Source organism: Bradyrhizobium sp. Crot121 (assembly GCF_059512385.1).
The window spans coordinates 1-16558 of sequence record NZ_JCAMOR010000116.1; the positions used below are offsets into that span (position 1 = coordinate 1).

Sequence of the window (16558 nt, forward strand, 5' to 3'; positions counted from 1 at the left end):
AAGGCTTCCTCCTAAAACAAAGCCTTGAATCACGTTCAATCTGATTTGAGAATCCCAAGAGTCCACACGACCTAGCGTCCGCTTCCGGGCAACGCGCCAAGGTCAGCTTGTGGCGCACTACGGTGTAAAGCATCAATCTCCTGACCGTATCGATCTTGGCTGACTTGCTCTGCGATTAAGCGATACAAGGCGATCTGACCTGCGGCCCAGGTTTCGAACTCCCACAGAAAGTCGGGCATGACCGTCACTGTGCGGCCGCCGGGATCAACTGCAAAGCAGCCGCGTCTCTCAGCCTCATTGAAGATATTGCCGATATGCTGGCGTGAGAGACGGAAGCGCTCTGCCAGTGCGCCGTAGGAAAGTAGCACAGGTTCAGCCTTACTGATGCCGCCGCCATAATGCGCACTCAGCACGGCCGAGAGAACCGGGTAGCCGCAATCCTGTTCAGTCAGCCGAACAATGTTCACGAAAGGCGTAAAGTAGAGGTCTTGCTGGACGAACAGATCGTAGGAATAGCCGAGCCAGTCGCCCAGCGTGTCGCCTTCGGCGCGCAGTTGTGTGGCGAGTGGTCTTGGCGGGGGATCAATGAGCTCGGAGGCTTCCAGAAACGCCAGTGGGGAGCGAGCAATTTCCAGGCTTAGCGTCATCGTAGGCTGCAGCCGCACAACGCGCCGATCGTCAGAAGAGCGGATTGCGACGACATACCCGCCCAACTTCAACGATGCGACGAGATTAGATACCTGCCGGGCGCTCGCATGCGCCGCCCGTTGAAGTGAGGAGAGCGTCGGCAGCTCTCCTCCGCTCCTCCGCCAACGGGCATCTTGACCGATCAAGGCATAGGAAACGAGATAGCGCAGCTTCTGCCCGAAGAACTTATCCGCCGGCCAAGCGCTCTCCGGCGGCTGCATCATCGCCTTGCAGTGGGCATGCAAAGCGGGGCGGAATGATGCCAAGCGGAGCAGGTCTCCCGCTCGGCGCCAAACCGGCCATTCCGCATAAGCAGCCACCACGGGATGAAGGCGCCCGGAGTTACAAGCTGGCTCGAAACCGTTGTTCATCGTGAGATACCTGCAAAGTTTGGACTTCGCCGTTTCCGGCATCTGTACGAGAAGCGGTTAATCCTACGCGGCTTCCCTCGGTTTACGCGGGTCGTACTCCTCACGCTTTTCTATGCTCCCGACCTTCACTAGGCCCCATGAACGTTGACTTAATCAACATGACCGCCTCCTCGTCTGGCGCCGGGTAAAAATGGTGCCCGATGAAGATCGTTGACAAATCTCGGTTCGTGCAGAGCTCCCGTTTCATTACAAGGAACGTGCGACGTTCGCAGCTGCGCGGAATTGCTCACGCCGTTGTTATCCTTGTCCTATTTGCGCCTCACCTTGCTGCTGCCCAGTCCGGAGGCAATGGCGGATTTGGCAGCGGCGCCCAGCCGGGCGGTGCAGGCGGCGGGCCCTTTATGGCTGGAAGTCCAGGCAGCGGCGGCACCGGAGGCGGCGGCGGAGGAGGAGGCGGGGCCGGTCAAGCTGGCGGCATCTCATCCTCCGGCTCAGCCGGCGGTGCAGCTGGCGTGGACGGGCACTTCAGCAACGGTGGCAAAGGGGGAGACGGCAACGGTTCCGCGGGCCCGGGCCAGAGCGGCAGCGGCGGTGGCGGCGGCGGAAGCGGCCTGGTCGCTGCCGGCGGGCCTGTGAATGTCAACAGCTCCTTCGCCGGAGGTGTCGGTGGCCGCGGCGGATTGGCATTAGAGGGTGGCGGTGGCGGTGGCGGCGCCGGCGGTTACGGCATTCTCGCCACCGGAGCAGGCGCGATCGTGGTCGATGTCAGAACATCGGGTGCAATCAGCGGCGGGGCCGGCGGTAATGGGTATGGTCCGGCCTCTCTCAACGCAGTTACGAATATCGGCGGCGGGTTTGGAGGCGGCGGAGGCGCAGGCGTCGGCTTCACCGCCGCGGGCTCTCGTCTCGATCTGTTGTCTGGCACCCTCGCGGGTGGAGCGGGAGGGATCGGCGGTGGTTGGGGAGGGGCTCTACAGGGGTCAACGATCGCCGGAGGGGATGGAGGAGCAGGGGGAGCCGGGGTGCTGGGCTCCGGCCAGGTCATCAATTCGGCCGGCACGATCATTGGCGGTGCGGGCGGAAGAGGCGGCAGCTCATACGACGCGCCCGCCAGTTCCGGAGGGGCGGGTGGAGATGCCATCCACGGATCGGGCAACACCATCTTCAACAGCGGGACTATTTTGGGCGGCAACGGCGGTGCAGGCGGATCCATCTATAACACTACGACGACGGGCGCCGCTGGCTTGGGCGGGATCGGCATTTCAGGTTCGGATCTGTCGGTCACCAATGCCGGGTCGATCAGTGGCGGTTTGGCGGATGGGGGCGCCGGCCCGCGAGCCAATGCGATATTGTTCAGCGGCGGTGTGAACCGGCTTGAACTGCAAGCCGCGAATGCTCGCGGGACCTATTCCGCGATCACCGGCAATGTTGTGGTCGATACCGGTGCGGGCGCCAGCGGAACGCTCGCCCTTGGCGGGACGAATGACGCTTCATTCGACATCTCGGAGGTCGGCGCATCCGGGCAATATCGCGGCTTCGCGTCGTTCGAAAAGCTGGGGGCCGCAACCTGGACCCTGATTGGCACCACCTCGAATGCCACGCCATGGTCCATTAACGGCGGTACATTGTCGGTTGCATCGAATGGCAGTCTGGGCGCCGGTGCCGCGGGCCTGAGCTTCGACGGTGGAGCCCTCCGCGTGACCGGAACGGGATTTCCGGTTCTTGCCCGCACGATCACTCTGGGTCCGGGAGGCGGCACGATCGATGTCGCGGATTCGACCCACACATTGCTGCAATCCGGCGTGATCAGCGGGACCGGCGCGCTCACCAAGGCGGGCCCGGGATCGCTGCTGTTGAGCGCGGCGAACTCCTATTCGGGCGGCACGACTATCGCAGACGGTTCGGTCACGCTAGCGGCCGCAGATGCGCTCGGCACGGGCGGCCTGACCATGGCCGGCGGAACACTGAATGTCGGCGGGTTCGACTTGCGGTTGCCTTATCTGCAGGGGAGCGCAGGCCGTATCAGCAACAATGTAGCCGGTTCCGCAACGCTCAGTGTGGGGTCCGGCTCTTTCAAGGGATATCTGGAGGATGGGGTTGGCCGTCTGTCTCTGGTCAAGGAGACTTCGGGCACCCTGACATTGGAAGGCAATAGCGCCTATACCGGCTCGACCCTCGTCAATGAGGGGAAGCTGGTCGTGAACGGGTCGATCGCGTCGTCGTCAGGCGTGACGGTGGCAGCGGGGGCACGGCTTGGCGGCTCCGGCGCGCTCCCTACGACAGTCGTCAATGGCGGCATCCTGGCTCCAGGCAATTCGCCGGGAACGTTGACCGTGAACGGCAATCTGACGCTCGGTGCAGGCTCAGTTTACGAGGCGGAGATACAGGGCGCGGTCTCGGATCGGATCAACGTCACCGGCACGGCCGCGCTCGCCGGCACGCTCAAGATCATTCCGCTCGGCGGCCCCTATGTTTTCAACACGCCCTATACGCTGCTTTCGGCGGCTGGCGGCCGCACCGGCACGTTCAGCCCCGTCGATGTGACCGGCACGTTCGGCGTCGGAGTCGCGATGGCGATGGACTATACTCCGACCGACGTCCAACTGACGCTCACGCCCCAGCAGCTGGCGCCGACCGTTGGTGCTCTCAATCCCGCGGGCGTCGCGCCAGCCAATGCCTATTCGGTGGCAACGGCGATCGACACGGCCGTCGCGGCTGGGGGCGATCCCTCCCTGCTGTTCGCGATCTACAACCTGCCGGCTGCGGTGATCCCAGCTGCGATCAACCAGCTTTCCGGAGAGATACACACCGCCGCCCCGGCTATGGCCAAGGTAGCAGCCGACCAATTCCTACGCGCGATGCTCGATCCGATGGCGGCAGGGCGACTTGGTGCCAGTGCAGCAGGCACGGGATCTGCGACCCTGTCCGGGCTGGTCCACAAAGGCAACGAGAAAACGGGCGTCGCGTCGCAGCTCGATGCGTCCGGTTATTCGGTCTGGGGCTCGGCCTTCGGTTCGCATGGCCGCACCGACGGCGACGCCGCGATCGGTTCGGCCCGACGCACCATCGACGATACCCATCTCGCCACCGGCATCGATATGCGACTGACGCCGGGCACGATCGCCGGCCTCGCCGTCGCCGGCGGCAAGGCCCGCGCCTCGCTGTCCGGGCTCGTCGGCAAGGTCGATGCCGATGTCTTCCAGGCCGGACTCTACGGCACGACCCAACTCGGCCCGGTCAGGCTCGGCGCCGCAGCGGGGTACGCAAGGCTCGAAAACGACGGCAGCCGCAGCATCCCGGCGCTGGGCTCGAGCCTGTCCTCATCCTACGAGACCACGGCCTGGAGCGGTCGGCTGCAGGCGAGCGCGGCCGCCGTCACCTGGAACGGACTCAGCCTCTCGCCCCTGGCCGCACTGCAGGCGACGCACGTCCGCAATCCGGCGGTCGTCGAGGCGAACTGGGCGGGTGCCAGCGCGGGGGCGCTCGCCTTGAGCAGGCGTAGCGAGACCACCTCGCGCAGCGAGTTCGGCCTACAGCTCGACGCCGACGGCCTCTTCGGCGGCGTTCCCGCCACCGGCTATGTCCGCGCGGCCTGGGCACATCACTTCCAGCGCGAGAGCGACCTAACGGCGAGCCTGGTGGGGCTGTCCTCCGCCGCCTTCAGGGCCACGGGCGCGGCAGCCGATCGCAACAGCGCGCTTATCGCCGCCGGCACCAGTGCCCGCCTCAGCGAATGCGTCACGCTCGGCCTCAACCTCGACGGAGAACTTTCCGCCAACGCCAACCGCATCGGCGGATCAGCGCAGATCAGGGTCAGCTTCTGAAGGTCTGTTTGGTATACTAAAGCAGCGCGTCGCCAGCTTTTGCTGCTGGGGCTTTTGTGTTGTCACGGCTGGGTCCATCTCCGGCCGTGACGCTGTCGCCGAACGTGCCGAGCTCGGGCGCGGGTATCACCGCCCTGAACGCGATTCCCGAGGCACCGCCGGGCGATATCGACCTGATCGCGCCGCTCGGGATCATTGATGCGGGCGAAGCCGGCATTCGCGTGTCTGGCAACGTCAATCTCATCAATGCCGCGAATATCTCCACGTGCAGGGCTCCGCGACCGGCCTTCCGACGGTGCAGGCGCCGCCGGTCACGGCATTGGTCACCGGCAATAACATGACCGCAGCGACGCAAAGGCTCAGCCGGCCGCGCCAGCACTAACGATCGTCCTTCGATCATCGTGGTCGAATTCCTGAGCAGCGGCGGAACGCCGGAGGGTGAAACGCCCAACCGTCGCTCCAGTCGCGCGCAGCGCTCGTCGCCTTCAAGTGATCGGTCTCGGCGATTGACCAGCGAGCAAGAGCACTTGCTGACCAACAACGAGCGGCGCAATCGCGCCGGACAATGAGTGATATGGAAAGATCTACGTGGGAAGGACGCGTCGTCAAGGCTGAGGTGCAATTGTACGCGATAACCGTCGAATTTGAGCTAATGGATCCAGCGTGTTTCGGCAGGGACTCGATCGACCGGGACTGCAAGTTGCGGGTCGATAAATCCCGAACATGGCGCTTTGGCGCCGATCGCCGCCGGCTTTCTACGCTGGAACGTTGCTCAATAGCTCCACAAGGAAAGGCTGTTCAATTGGAGGTGCGATCTTTCGTGCCAACTGCAATTGGCGAGAGGAACGGATCATCGTGGTGTCGGTTGGCGCAGCGGGTGCAGCAGCTCTGTGAGGAAACGATGAAGATCAAGACGATCAGCTTAGCCGCAATATTTGCATTGTCGTCCACCGTGGCGATGGCTCAATCCGGCAGCAGCGCCGGTGGTAGCTCGCAAGCTGGCGGGCCGGCTGCGAGCAAAACCACCACGGGAGAATCCATGAGTGGCTCGACGACCGGTGGCGGCGCGAACATGAAGAACAGCGGGACCGGACCCGCCGCGCAAAGCTCGGCTCCATCCGCCAAAGAGCCGAGCACCCAGGGGGCCGGCCCGGCCGGGGCTCCCGATCGTAAGGGCGATGCCGCATCGCCAGGAGGAGTCATGAAGAAGTAGTTCCGGCCTAGCGTCTAGCCTCGGCTCCTGCTCGGAGCTGAGGCCATATGCTGTGTGCCTCCCGACTTGCGACGAGATTGGCTTCGGTCTGCGGCGAGAGCGATCGCCAGATAAATCCGCCGATCATCGGCGATTCAGTGGAGATTCCTCGTTTCGTGCCATCGGCGCAAATACTCCAAGCTGATATGGGCGGGAACTGATGACGCCTGGTCTAAACTCGTTCCGGGAAGCAGCAGGGTGCATTCCCGTGGCTGCCCTCGCTAGGTCGTTTGTAGAGCGGGTGTTATTGTGTCGCCGCAGAAGGAGGAAGACACGATATCGACTTCAAAGAAGCCGCTAAAGCCCAATGATTTTCCGGTGGGTGCCGAAGGCAAAAAGATGAAGAAGCAGGACGGCACGCCGATCGCGGACACTAAAGATTCACCTATCGCTGATGACGTGGCCGAGCGCCTCAATGAGGACGAAGCCCGCCGCGAACAAGAGAAGTGGTCGGCCTGATTGTCGTGCATCAGTCGACTGGCAGCGGCGTGCGATTAATTTGGATCAACGCGCCGATCAACTCGAGGAGAGGGCGGTGCTCGGGCCCGTTTGCCCCATCTCGAAGAAAATGGCCAATGGCTGCGTAGGAGGCCTGTCCCCCAGATTGTGGATTCGGCTGATGCCTCACGACAGGCATGTTGGACGACGGATCGTGCGTCAGATTGAATCGAACAAAACGGCCTATTTCCGCGGCGACCGTATCCCCGAGTCGCTCCCAAATATCGAACTCCGATGATCCGGCTGGGACCCCTGCCGGTCGGGGCAAGTGCCCGCGCTGGCTGGCAAACAGTTGGAATCACGCGGCGGATGGACGACTTCAGAATATGAGTTGGAGGGGCGGACTTCGCCTCCTCGAAGCGCGGTACGTTGGGCGGGCCGCGGCCGCCGCAAGAAACAGTCCCCCATCTCCTGGACAGGCGACCCGCTCGCCCGGCGGGAAGGACTATGGTCGCGACCAACGCGTGAGCTCCACTTGCGACAGCTGCTGCATTTCCCGAGATTAGAGGCCGCGCTCTCGGCGTAATCCAAATCGCCACATCGCAGCGATAATCGACAGCACCACTCGAAGTACAAGCACAAACATCGTGATCTGAAGCCAGATCAAACCGCCGATCTCTCGGAAGACGAACTCAATCCGTGGTCCCCACGGCGGCGGGATCGCGTCGCCGATGGCTTCTATGCCACGTTGCAGGAAGCGTTGGGCGCTGGTGAGCAACTCTGGCTTCTCATAGAAGGCTGCGACATGAGCAGCCATGCGACGATGACCGTGAAGATGCGAAAGGAGTGAACCTTCAGGTGATGCCGGAAGTTCGGCCGATACGTATTCGGAAGTGGCGCCATCGTTATACCGGCCACGAGATTACATGCGTATTGACGGCGAACGTCCAACCGGGCTCACGGGTGAACGGGCTTCGACTCCGGCGGAGTTATGGTCCGGACCCGGCTGTCGTCTGGAGACGAGTTCCGTTCAGCATGGCAACGCGGGCATCTATAGGTCAGGCCAGAACTGGTCCATGGCCCCTGCGAGCCGGTCACGACCATTGGCCAGGCGCTACAGCGCGGACATTGGACGAGGACGTCATCGAAATTGGTCATCGCAAGACTCCGAAGCGGAGGCCCCATTTGCCCCGCAACCACAAATGCAAGCAAACGTTCCTCGCTCCAACGACTTTGCCGCGCGAGTGATGGAGATGAGAGACGATGGACGAAGCTGTCACATATCGTCGCGGAAGAGTGCCCGCCGCTGCGGAACGCTCGAAGTAAAAGCCGCTCTACGATGCCTGGCCTGGCAGACACCGGCTACCTTGATCTGGATCAAAAGGCGCAACTTGATTTCTCCGACCGTCAGGCCATGAAGCAACCTCCAGAAGAGCTTCGACCGGATCAGGAAGCGCCGGAGCCCAAGCCGTCGCGCTTGGATGAGGCGCGCCATCAAAGAGTACGCGGACGATCTACGGGAAATTATCAGGAAGCTTCGTCGTCGTCCCGAGCAGTAAGGCCACGCGATGGAGCTCCGCCGGAGCCAAATGCGCTCTACGACGTCTGACCAAACGCAGGTGTCTTTGCCCACCTTTACTTAGGGGGTCTTTCGCTCGCAGTGCCGCCCGTTCCCCCGTTCGTGGTGGGAGGCGCTTTGCTTTCGCCAGATCGTCCAGGAGCATGGGCAGAGCCTCCCGGCTTTTCCTGCTCGCCGACGTAACCTGACTCACCCGATTGCCGTGTCTTAGCGCCCTTGTCCGCCTCCTCCTGCATCTGGGGGTTCGGCACGGTTTGCTGTTGCGCCGAGGCAGGCAGCGCCGCGCCGCTTGCCAGGGTGACTATGATCAAAACAGTTGCTCGCATATGCAGCGATCCTTCTAAATACTCCGCTCCCGACTTTTAACGCGCGGAGCGGCAAACATTCCAGTTCAAGTCAATGACCGAGCTGATCCACGCGTCACTGTCGGCGTTACTGCACTAACTTGGCCTGCAAAAAACGCGGCCAGAGCACCAAGCAGAAGAGCCAAAGCACCGAACAGAGCACCGCGCGACACCGTCTTGGCTGTTGTATCCGCCGCCTGCTTTGCTTGTATTTTGGCTTTGGCAATCGCTTCTCGGTATTGCTGTTGGTACTGTGCAACCTGAGCCTTCGCCTCATCGCGAGAAATATTCTGCGCCTTGGCCAGAGCATCAGCAGCCTTATCCGTCGCAGCGGCCTGTTGTGCGGGGTCTCCCGACAGCGCCGCACGAACGGCTGTTGCTGCGGCTTCTCGGAGCGCTGCGGGATCCTGGCCGCCCGAGGCGCTGCGAACCTTGTTCTCGATGGTCGCCATGGGATCGCTCACGTTGTTCAAGGAAGGCGCCGCGGTCTGGACCGCAGTTTGAACGGACCCGCCGACCGCTTTGCCAGCTCCTCCGAGTGCCGACGATGCCGTGCTCAGGGCGCCGCCGATCAGACCCGAGGCGGCCGATGAGAGCAGGTACACGACAACGAGGGTCGAAACCGCCCATGCAATAAGCCCGTGATAGGCAGTTGTCGATCGCGATGCCTTTCCTGAAAGCCGCCCAGCGATGTAGCCTCCAACTGCAGCCGCAATTATTCCGGATAGAACCCACCAGATACCGGCCGCGATGGAAAGTGACCCGGCGCTCGGCGTATCTCCGGCCGCGACGTCGATGGTCGATAGGCCTACGCCGACGCCAACCATATTCAGGATTATCTGCACTACAAGAGCAATCGTGGCACCGGCGAAGACGGCGCCCCAAGAGATCTCATTCAGCATGATGGTGCGGACCTCGTCGGCGGGAGCGACTGCACTCGCCTGGGGAGGATTTCGGTGGTCGCTTGGACGACCCACTTCCGGGGAATAGGCCATTTGGAGTGCCTTCTAAAAAAGAACTTGGGTCCGTAACCTCCTCTTTTCAACGATGTTCCTACGCTTGCGAGATTACTGCTTCGTCCAGCTAACACAGGCAGCTGCTTTTCCATTCCAAATTCCGAGCCGTCCACGAGTCGCATTCAGGTCGAGCGGGCAAATGTGCTGGCTCAAACGGCCCCAGTTCGCCACTGGGGCCGCCAACCTGGTTGGGGTGCCCACGCATCAATTCCAGTGAGGAAGAGGCAGCATGACTGACAAACCAGCGACCCTGTCGATTGACCCGGCCGAATGGCGGGCGTTGTTTGTGGAAAACGTTCAGCGGCTCGCGAACTTCGTCGGCCAGAACACCCACCGCATTCGCATGCCGCGGTCGACAATGCGCCGCATGCAGATCGTGGGCGCATATCGCGACGTCGAGCTGGGCCAGCCGACACAGCCGCGGGAGTCGACGGGGGACCTGGCAGGACTGGCGCGCAATTTTGAGGATCGGGGCATTCTTGCTGTCGCTCCATCGGGCAAGACCCGCTTGATTGAGTTCGGCCACCACGCGTCAGCCGAGCGCAAGAAGCGCGGCGTCGGTAGACCGGAGACCTTCGCGTTCTTGGACTTCACCTTCATCTGCGGCAAATCTCGACGGGGCGCCTTCCAATTACAGCGGAAGACCCGGCGCGACCGCATGCGGGCGAAGCTGCGGGAAATCAAGGCGGAGCTGCGGCAAAGAATGCACCAGTCTATCCCGTCTCAGGGACACTGGTTGAGGCAAGTCGTTACAGGCCACTTCGCCTATTATGCCGTGCCCACAAATAGTCGGGCGCCCTCAGCGTTCGGGCATTACGTGGCCGACGTCTGGCGCCGCACGCTTCGGCGGCGCGGCCAGAAAGACGGCTTTACCTGGGACCGGATGACGAAGCTGGTCGCCAGCTGGCTTCCCGCGCCGCGCATCCTTCATCCCTGGCCCGACCAGCGGCTTCGCCATGAAACACTCGAGGTAAGAGCCGGATGCGCGAATCGGGCTTGTCCGGATCTGTGCGGGGTGTGCCCAGCAACGGGCATCCCTACCGCGATCCAAGGGCCGTTGCGGACGTAGTCAGAAGCTTCATAAACTTGGTTCGAGGAAAGACTTTATGGCGCCTCACCGCTGCGCGTTGGGGGAGGAGCCGATTAGAAGGAGGTCGCGATGAGGATTGAGAGCACCAGATTTGGCGCGATTACGATTAATGGAAAGACGTATGAGCACGACGTGGTCATTCGCCTTTCCGGCAAGGTTGTGAAGCGGAAAAAGAAGTTATCAAAGAAGTTTTATGGTACCTCGCACGTACTTTCAAAGGTCGAGGCGAAATTTCTCTTTGAGAAAGGATGCGACCAGGTCGTCATTGGCTCGGGTCAGATGGGCAACGTCGTCCACCTATCACCGGAGGCCGAAGCCTATTTCGAACGGAAGGGCTGCGAGGTCTTGTTGAAGCCCACAGCCGAGGCGATCCGGATGTTCAACCAGTCGCACGCAAAGAGGATCGGGCTGTTTCACGTGTCCCCTCCAGTGGAGGCTTGGTCGCGCATCAAGTCTCTGCGCAAACTGTACCGGAAAGTTCTAGCCGAAGATACGAGCGAAGCGCGGGGCTTGCGGCTTATGCGGGACCGGCTATCGCCAGACCAACGAGAGCAATTCGATGACTCAGGCTGTTTCGAGGTTGTCGGTTGCGACAGCGGAAAACGATACCGCATCTATTATGGTACAATTCCGCCGAACGTTTATGAGATCGACGATGCGGGCCGTCTAAAGACCGGTTTGTGTTTCATGCCGCTTGGCCGCCTGCCGGCGGGGGATGTCATTCTTGCCCAAAAGGTTGCCTTGGAGACGGACGAGCCCAGCGCATTAAAAGTCGCCAACAGGTTTTCGCCAAACCGAGAGTTGCTCCGCAGCCGAGCTCTTTGAGCCAAGTTTTTGGTGAATTCGAACGAACGGGCAGCCAACGGGGCCGTCGCGGGCGAGCGGGCGTAGGCACGTGGGCGCCACCTGTACCTCAATTCAAATCCCTGACTTCTCCGAAAGGAAATCGGATTTTCGCAAGGGGTGTCTAAGCATCGGAAGTCTCTCGGGAGGCAAACGCTGCTTCTAAGATGCGGTCAGCGCTCGCGGTCGGTCGCGCGATGCATCAGAGGAGGTGCCGCTGCGCAGACCGGGGCAGGGTTAGGCCATCGCCAGGGGAGTTTCTGGCGCCACAGAGGACAACCAGCGTTCAAGGGCTTAGACAAAGATCACAGTAGCGCAGCACAACACCGTCCTCCCGCGGTGCGAGCCGTGCAATGGCGGCGCGGGATCACCTTGTCGCGCTTCAGGAACGGATGCGCTGTCGCTTCCGTTGACTCCGAAGACAGCAACCTCCAGGAGGTCGACATGGCCATGGAAGATCGGGAGACCGTCAGTCTCATCGGAAGCGATAAGGTCGAAGGCACGAACGTGTACGGGTCCGACGGGCAGAAAGTCGGGCACATCGAGCGCGTCATGATCGACAAGGTCGGTGGCAAGGTGTCCTACGCGGTGCTCAGCTTCGGCGGCCTGTTCGGCATCGGGGACGATCACTACCCGCTGCCGTGGCAAACGCTGAAGTACGACACGAACCTCGGCGGATATGTCACCGGCGTCACCCAGGATCAGCTCCGCGGCGCCCCAAAATACGCTGACGAGAGCAGTTGGGGTTGGGACGCGCAAACGAGGCGCTCGGTCGACGACTACTATGGGGTGCCGGTCGCCTAGCGAGGCGGTCCGACACGCACGTCGCGCACAGGAACGAAGCCGCCGCGTCACCGTTGTCGCGATCGGTTGCGAGGCCACATGAGAACGGTTTTCGCGCGTTGCGGGCGAGCGCACGGACATGCCGAGTATCGGTCGGAACGGTCCTGATCGCGATTGTCGCCGGCCTTCCGCTGGTATGCACCACCTCGCGCAGCGTCGCGGAGAGCTGAGGCCGGAGACCGATGCGGATCGCCCAACTTTACGGCGGCACGGAAGGCTCGTGGCCTGGCTGGTCGACGAGCTGGTCAATCTCAGGCATGAGGTGACCCTGTTCGCGAGCGGCGATTCCAGGACGCGCGGAGAATTGCATGCGCTGTGGCCGCGCGCCCTGCGCCTCGGGCGCCCGCGCGTCGACCCGAACGCGGCCTGCATACTCTTGATCGAACTTGATCGAAGTGGTCTCGCGTCGCGCCCGCGACTTCGATGCGTTCATGCGCACATCAACTGGCTGCACCTGCCGGCGCTCACCCGGTCCGGGATCCCGTTGAGCAAAGCGATTGGGCGATCTAACTGATCGCGCCGGACAAGCTCGCTGGCGCTCATGCGGTCGAACCCGCGCGGCTGGGCCCCAGATATGGAATGGGCGAAGAAGATTTTTTCCCCAGCCCAGCTAAGTAGCTCATGACGGCGCAGCAGGTTCCGACTTGGCACGCTGAACTCCGACGGGGACGACCTCCTGCTAGAGAGCCTGAGGAACGTTCCTCACTGGAACTGGTTGCCTACGGATGAATAAGCCTTTAGCGCCTCATCTCTCGGCCGACGAGCTTGAGGAGTTGCGTACCCGTTGCAAGGAGCGCGCGAAGATGGTTGCGGCGGAGATAACCAGCGAGCCCAGAGGCGGCGGACGCGAGTCCCGCGACGCGGCTGCCCGGTAGTCCCGGCAGGACGGCTTGATCTGGGACGCTCCGAGCGGCTCCGGAGCGAGGCTGTCGTCGGCAGAAACGTGCGCTAAGGCCGCGAGCAGCCTGGCGATGTCGTCCGTGTTCCGGCTCAAACGGTCGGGATCCGCCTAGAATTTGAGCGTCGTGCGCAGGCCGAAGACTGCCGCGTTCTTGAGCGCTCGGCCCGGCATCGGGCCCGCTGGGTCCGTCGCTCCGCCGCCCGGATGAATGATGTATTGGAAATTGGGCTGGAGAGTCCAGCCGTCCCTTAGCTGATACTGATACACCGCCGTCAACAATCCTTCGAAGCTGCGCACGGGCCACGCCGGACCGAAAAGTGCGCGGTAGTCGGCGTCGAGGGCCTGAGCCCGCTTCGAGACGTGCGCGTAACCAGCCGCGATGCCGAACTTGTCGTCCGGCCGTTTGTCGCTAAGGCCGATGAATTCGATTCCGGCGTCGGCATAGAGATCGATCAGATTGCGGTCGGCGGGAGCACCCGAGACGCGAACGAACACGCCAATTCCCCGGTCATCGCTCTTGGGCACGCGATAGATCTGCTGCTCGAAGACTGCCCATCCTCCGATATCTCCTGCCAACACGAGGGGAGTACCGCTGCTGGTCGACGACGCAAGCGAAACGCCGTTGCTGGCGAGTTGAATATCGGAGAATGGCCCGAAGTGACGCCAACCGCCGAACTTGATCTGGCCCGTCAGATTGGGATCGCCCTTCTTGTTGTTCCAGGCGTATTGGATTTGCCCGAGCAGCAGAGGCGGATCGTTGATCCGGAAGTTGACGCCATATCGGTTGCGTTCTTGTGGGTCGCCCGGCCCCGGACCTGCCTGGTTGCCGTCGAAGATGCCTCCAAGGACGGATAGCCGATCCGTGATGTTGACCAGCAGCCGGGTGCCCATTGCTGCCAACGGCGGCGACGGACCGCCGCTGGGCAGGTCGAGCGATGTGATCGCCGGCCAACCCATGGAGGCGTTGGTGAAGACATCGGTGTATTTCGTGTTGAAGAACTCGCTGTCGGCGGCGAGCTGCCCGAACTTCAGAGAGACCTTTTTGTCGCCCCACTGCTTCTCGAAATAGGCTTCGTAAAGCCGCGTCGACGGTAACGCTTCGATGCCGCTGATGACGAAGAGATTGTCGAGATAGTTGCGCGACAGTCCCTCGCCGTGAATCTGAAACATGTTGGCGTGGAAGGTCAGCTTGTCGATGCCGGCGAGCTTCTGCAGGTCGACATCGACCGCGAGGTTCAGCCGGCCTTCGTAGATCGCTCTCTGCTTCAGCCCGCCGGAGACATTTCCGAGCGTCTCGCCGATGTAGGTCGCGGCGAACTTGATCCCATATTTTTGGAACGGGTTCGGCAGAAGTTGAAGGGTCTTTTCCTCGACGGTGCTCTCGCCGGTGTCCGGATCGGCGGGCTTGTCTTCGTCGGTCTTCTTGTCCTCCTGCGCGAAAGCGTGAGCGCTTGCGAGGAGCCCTGCAACGAGGATGGCCAGCGCCCGGCATTTAATGGCCATGTTCAATCGAACCGCATACCGAGGTCTCCGCAAGGCGGTCGCATTGGGACATGGTCGACCGGCAAACTCAAGAGGGGGCGCCATAGCTTGTTCCGCTTCGATCCGGGAAAAGCTGCGGAAGGTGCTTTTCCACCCCCGTGATTTTGCGGCAGCGCGAGAACCGAGCCGTAGCTCTGCAACGACAGGAGGCCGGGAATAACCGGAACTTTGTCTTGGCGCCTCCGTTCGTAATTGGGGCCAGAATGGAGGAGACTGAGATGAATAGGCTGATCGTCTGCGGCGCTCTCGCCGCTTTCGTCCTCGGTGCGCAGGCTGCGAGCGCCGCCGAGTTCTACATCGTGCGCGATGCCACGACCAAGAAGTGCACCGTGGTCGACACCAAGCCGACGACGACCACCACGACGGTCGTGGGCGACGGCGTCTACAAGACCAAGACGGAAGCCGAATCCGCCGTGAAGACCACCAAGGTCTGCACCGAACAGTGATTGAATCCGGCGGCCCTCGTTCGGGCCGGTCGGAAAACAAGGAGGACGAACGATGCCTGTATTGCTGCTATGGGCCGTTCCCGCCGTCATCGTGATCGGCGGCGCCGAATATTTGTTGGTTCACATGCACTGATCGAGCAACGACTCGATCGCGAAGCGGCCCCGCCCGGTCATCCCGGCGGGCCGCTTTTTTATAAGGGAGCGAACCGGGCAGCAGACGGGGCCTGCGGAAACCAAGGCTTCCCGATTTCCAACAACTGCGCCGAGAGCTTGGGCCGCAGAAGAGCACGGATTCGTTATCATGCGTTTGATCTGTTGTATCTGGACGGGTACGACCTGCGGAACGCAGCCTATTCCCATCGCAAACGGCTTTTGCAGGAGTTGCTGAGCTAAGCGCCCGAGACGTTCATTTTTGTCGAGCATATTGAGGCCGACGGCGACGAGATATTCCGCAACGGCTGTAAAATGGGGCTCGAAGGTCTCGTTGCGAAGCGTGTCGATGCTCCTTACCGTTCCGGGCGGCAAGAAAGCTGGATTAAGCTGAAGTGTAAGAAAACAGAGACGTTCCCCATCATCGCGTTCGTCGAGAAGCTCGGGGCCAGCCCGCGGAAGATCGCCTCGATGTATGTGGGCCGCCATGAAGACGGCAAGCTCGTCTAGCCAGGTCGTGCACGAAGGTGGTCGGCGGGTGGGGAAGGGCGGCGAGATCGACGTCGCGTCGGGTCTTGCAGCGAGAGCATTCAATTTCAAGCCAAGTGAAGCCGCCGTTGACCGCTTGATCGATGGTCGGCGACGGGTCGATGGGCTCACCGTCGGCCCACATCCGTTCGTTCCAGCTCTCGCAGAGTAGTTTGTCCGCTTGACGGATAAGTGCGTTGCCTTTGTGGCGGGTCGCCTCCGACTGCGCGGCGAGAATTGTGGTCATCGCGCGAGCTTTCCCCAATTCCTTGGCGAGCGCCTTGCGGTCGCCTCCTGACAAGGGCGTGGGATGATGCTTGGGAGCCATCACAGGTTCTCAAATGCCACTGCAGGCGAAGCATCAATTCGTTGCGAATGAAGGCCAGCAGCCGTCCTCTTCGTGGCGACCGCTGCGATTCTGGCACGTTTGATCGAGGAGCTTCTGTCCGACGTCTTTCCAAACGGAATGTTGACCGAAGAGCCGGACCGCGTCTGCTTTCTGAATCTCGACCACTCGTTCGCAGCGCTGGCAATTAACGCGCAGAACATGTCGCGGGATCTCGGAGAGACGGCGCTGTTGGATGGGAATACCAAATGTCGCCAGGCGCTGTGTGTACCGAAAACTTAAGCTCGGGCGTAGTGGTGATGAAGTCCGCCCAGGATGGGGCGTGAACTGATCGCACCGGTTCGCTGAACCGGGCGAG

Annotated in this window: 15 protein-coding genes and 2 pseudogenes; 10 read left to right on the forward strand and 7 right to left on the reverse strand. The window is 61.8% G+C overall.

The annotated features are described in order from the left end of the window. Positions 1-71: 71 nt before the first annotated feature. Positions 72-1058: a hypothetical protein gene (locus AC5ZGW_RS42450; RefSeq protein WP_130231932.1), complete on the reverse strand. Its 987-nt coding sequence runs from the start codon at positions 1056-1058 to the stop codon at positions 72-74. Positions 1059-1459: 401 nt separating this feature from the next. Between AC5ZGW_RS42450 and AC5ZGW_RS42455 the strand changes: the two genes are divergently transcribed. The 4 genes from AC5ZGW_RS42455 (at position 1460) to AC5ZGW_RS42470 (ending at position 6593) form a co-directional block, all read left to right on the forward strand. Continuing rightward, positions 1460-4882: an autotransporter outer membrane beta-barrel domain-containing protein gene (locus AC5ZGW_RS42455; protein ID WP_496114102.1), complete on the forward strand. Its 3423-nt coding sequence runs from the start codon at positions 1460-1462 to the stop codon at positions 4880-4882. A 104-nt stretch (positions 4883-4986) separates the two neighbouring features. Beyond that, the gene (locus AC5ZGW_RS42460) at positions 4987-5223 is read left to right on the forward strand and encodes a filamentous hemagglutinin family protein (RefSeq protein ID WP_496114103.1); all 237 of its coding nucleotides are present in this window, start codon (positions 4987-4989) and stop codon (positions 5221-5223) included. A 560-nt stretch (positions 5224-5783) separates the two neighbouring features. After that, positions 5784-6095: a hypothetical protein gene (locus AC5ZGW_RS42465; RefSeq protein ID WP_130229793.1), complete on the forward strand. Its 312-nt coding sequence runs from the start codon at positions 5784-5786 to the stop codon at positions 6093-6095. A 288-nt stretch (positions 6096-6383) separates the two neighbouring features. Continuing rightward, entirely contained in the window at positions 6384-6593 is a 210-nt protein-coding gene (locus AC5ZGW_RS42470; protein ID WP_245475065.1) for a hypothetical protein, read from the forward strand. A gap of 541 nt (positions 6594-7134) precedes the next feature. Here AC5ZGW_RS42470 and AC5ZGW_RS42475 read toward each other — a convergent pair. Together AC5ZGW_RS42475 and AC5ZGW_RS42480 are read right to left on the reverse strand one after the other, a co-directional pair. Then, entirely contained in the window at positions 7135-7389 is a 255-nt protein-coding gene (locus AC5ZGW_RS42475) for a hypothetical protein (protein WP_130229794.1), read from the reverse strand. Positions 7390-8542: 1153 nt separating this feature from the next. Continuing rightward, a complete protein-coding gene (locus AC5ZGW_RS42480) occupies positions 8543-9397 on the reverse strand; it encodes a PhnA-like protein (RefSeq protein ID WP_245475066.1) in 855 nt (284 codons plus the stop codon). A 343-nt stretch (positions 9398-9740) separates the two neighbouring features. Between AC5ZGW_RS42480 and AC5ZGW_RS42485 the strand changes: the two genes are divergently transcribed. From AC5ZGW_RS42485 to AC5ZGW_RS42505, 5 genes and pseudogenes are all read left to right on the forward strand, one after another. After that, the gene (locus AC5ZGW_RS42485; protein WP_207231142.1) at positions 9741-10580 is read left to right on the forward strand and encodes a hypothetical protein; all 840 of its coding nucleotides are present in this window, start codon (positions 9741-9743) and stop codon (positions 10578-10580) included. Between the two features lie 90 nt (positions 10581-10670). Then, a pseudogene (locus AC5ZGW_RS42490) lies at positions 10671-10985 on the forward strand (MTH938/NDUFAF3 family protein); the annotation flags it as partial. Continuing rightward, positions 10977-11426, forward strand: coding sequence for a hypothetical protein (locus AC5ZGW_RS42495; protein ID WP_456646563.1), 450 nt, complete (start codon positions 10977-10979; stop codon positions 11424-11426). The pseudogene AC5ZGW_RS42490 and the gene AC5ZGW_RS42495, both read left to right, overlap by 9 nt. Before the next feature lie 462 nt (positions 11427-11888). Then, positions 11889-12248: a PRC-barrel domain-containing protein gene (locus tag AC5ZGW_RS42500; protein WP_130229797.1), complete on the forward strand. Its 360-nt coding sequence runs from the start codon at positions 11889-11891 to the stop codon at positions 12246-12248. Between the two features lie 259 nt (positions 12249-12507). Continuing rightward, complete coding sequence (locus AC5ZGW_RS42505) at positions 12508-12801, forward strand: glycosyltransferase family protein (RefSeq protein ID WP_130229798.1); 294 nt, start codon at positions 12508-12510, stop codon at positions 12799-12801. Between the two features lie 495 nt (positions 12802-13296). Here AC5ZGW_RS42505 and AC5ZGW_RS42510 read toward each other — a convergent pair whose 3' ends face one another. Then, a complete protein-coding gene (locus AC5ZGW_RS42510) occupies positions 13297-14691 on the reverse strand; it encodes a carbohydrate porin (protein ID WP_130229799.1) in 1395 nt (464 codons plus the stop codon). Positions 14692-14948: 257 nt separating this feature from the next. Here AC5ZGW_RS42510 and AC5ZGW_RS42515 point away from each other — a divergent pair, with 257 nt between their 5' ends. After that, positions 14949-15176, forward strand: coding sequence for a hypothetical protein (locus AC5ZGW_RS42515; RefSeq protein ID WP_130229800.1), 228 nt, complete (start codon positions 14949-14951; stop codon positions 15174-15176). Positions 15177-15296: 120 nt separating this feature from the next. Here AC5ZGW_RS42515 and AC5ZGW_RS42520 read toward each other — a convergent pair whose 3' ends face one another. From AC5ZGW_RS42520 to AC5ZGW_RS42530, 3 genes and pseudogenes are all read right to left on the reverse strand, one after another. Continuing rightward, complete coding sequence (locus AC5ZGW_RS42520) at positions 15297-15815, reverse strand: hypothetical protein (protein WP_207231143.1); 519 nt, start codon at positions 15813-15815, stop codon at positions 15297-15299. Next, positions 15748-16182: a hypothetical protein gene (locus tag AC5ZGW_RS42525; RefSeq protein ID WP_130229801.1), complete on the reverse strand. Its 435-nt coding sequence runs from the start codon at positions 16180-16182 to the stop codon at positions 15748-15750. The genes AC5ZGW_RS42520 and AC5ZGW_RS42525 overlap by 68 nt, the downstream gene beginning before the upstream one ends. A gap of 33 nt (positions 16183-16215) precedes the next feature. After that, positions 16216-16437 (reverse strand): annotated as a pseudogene (locus tag AC5ZGW_RS42530) (hypothetical protein); the annotation flags it as partial. Positions 16438-16558 lie beyond the last annotated feature (121 nt).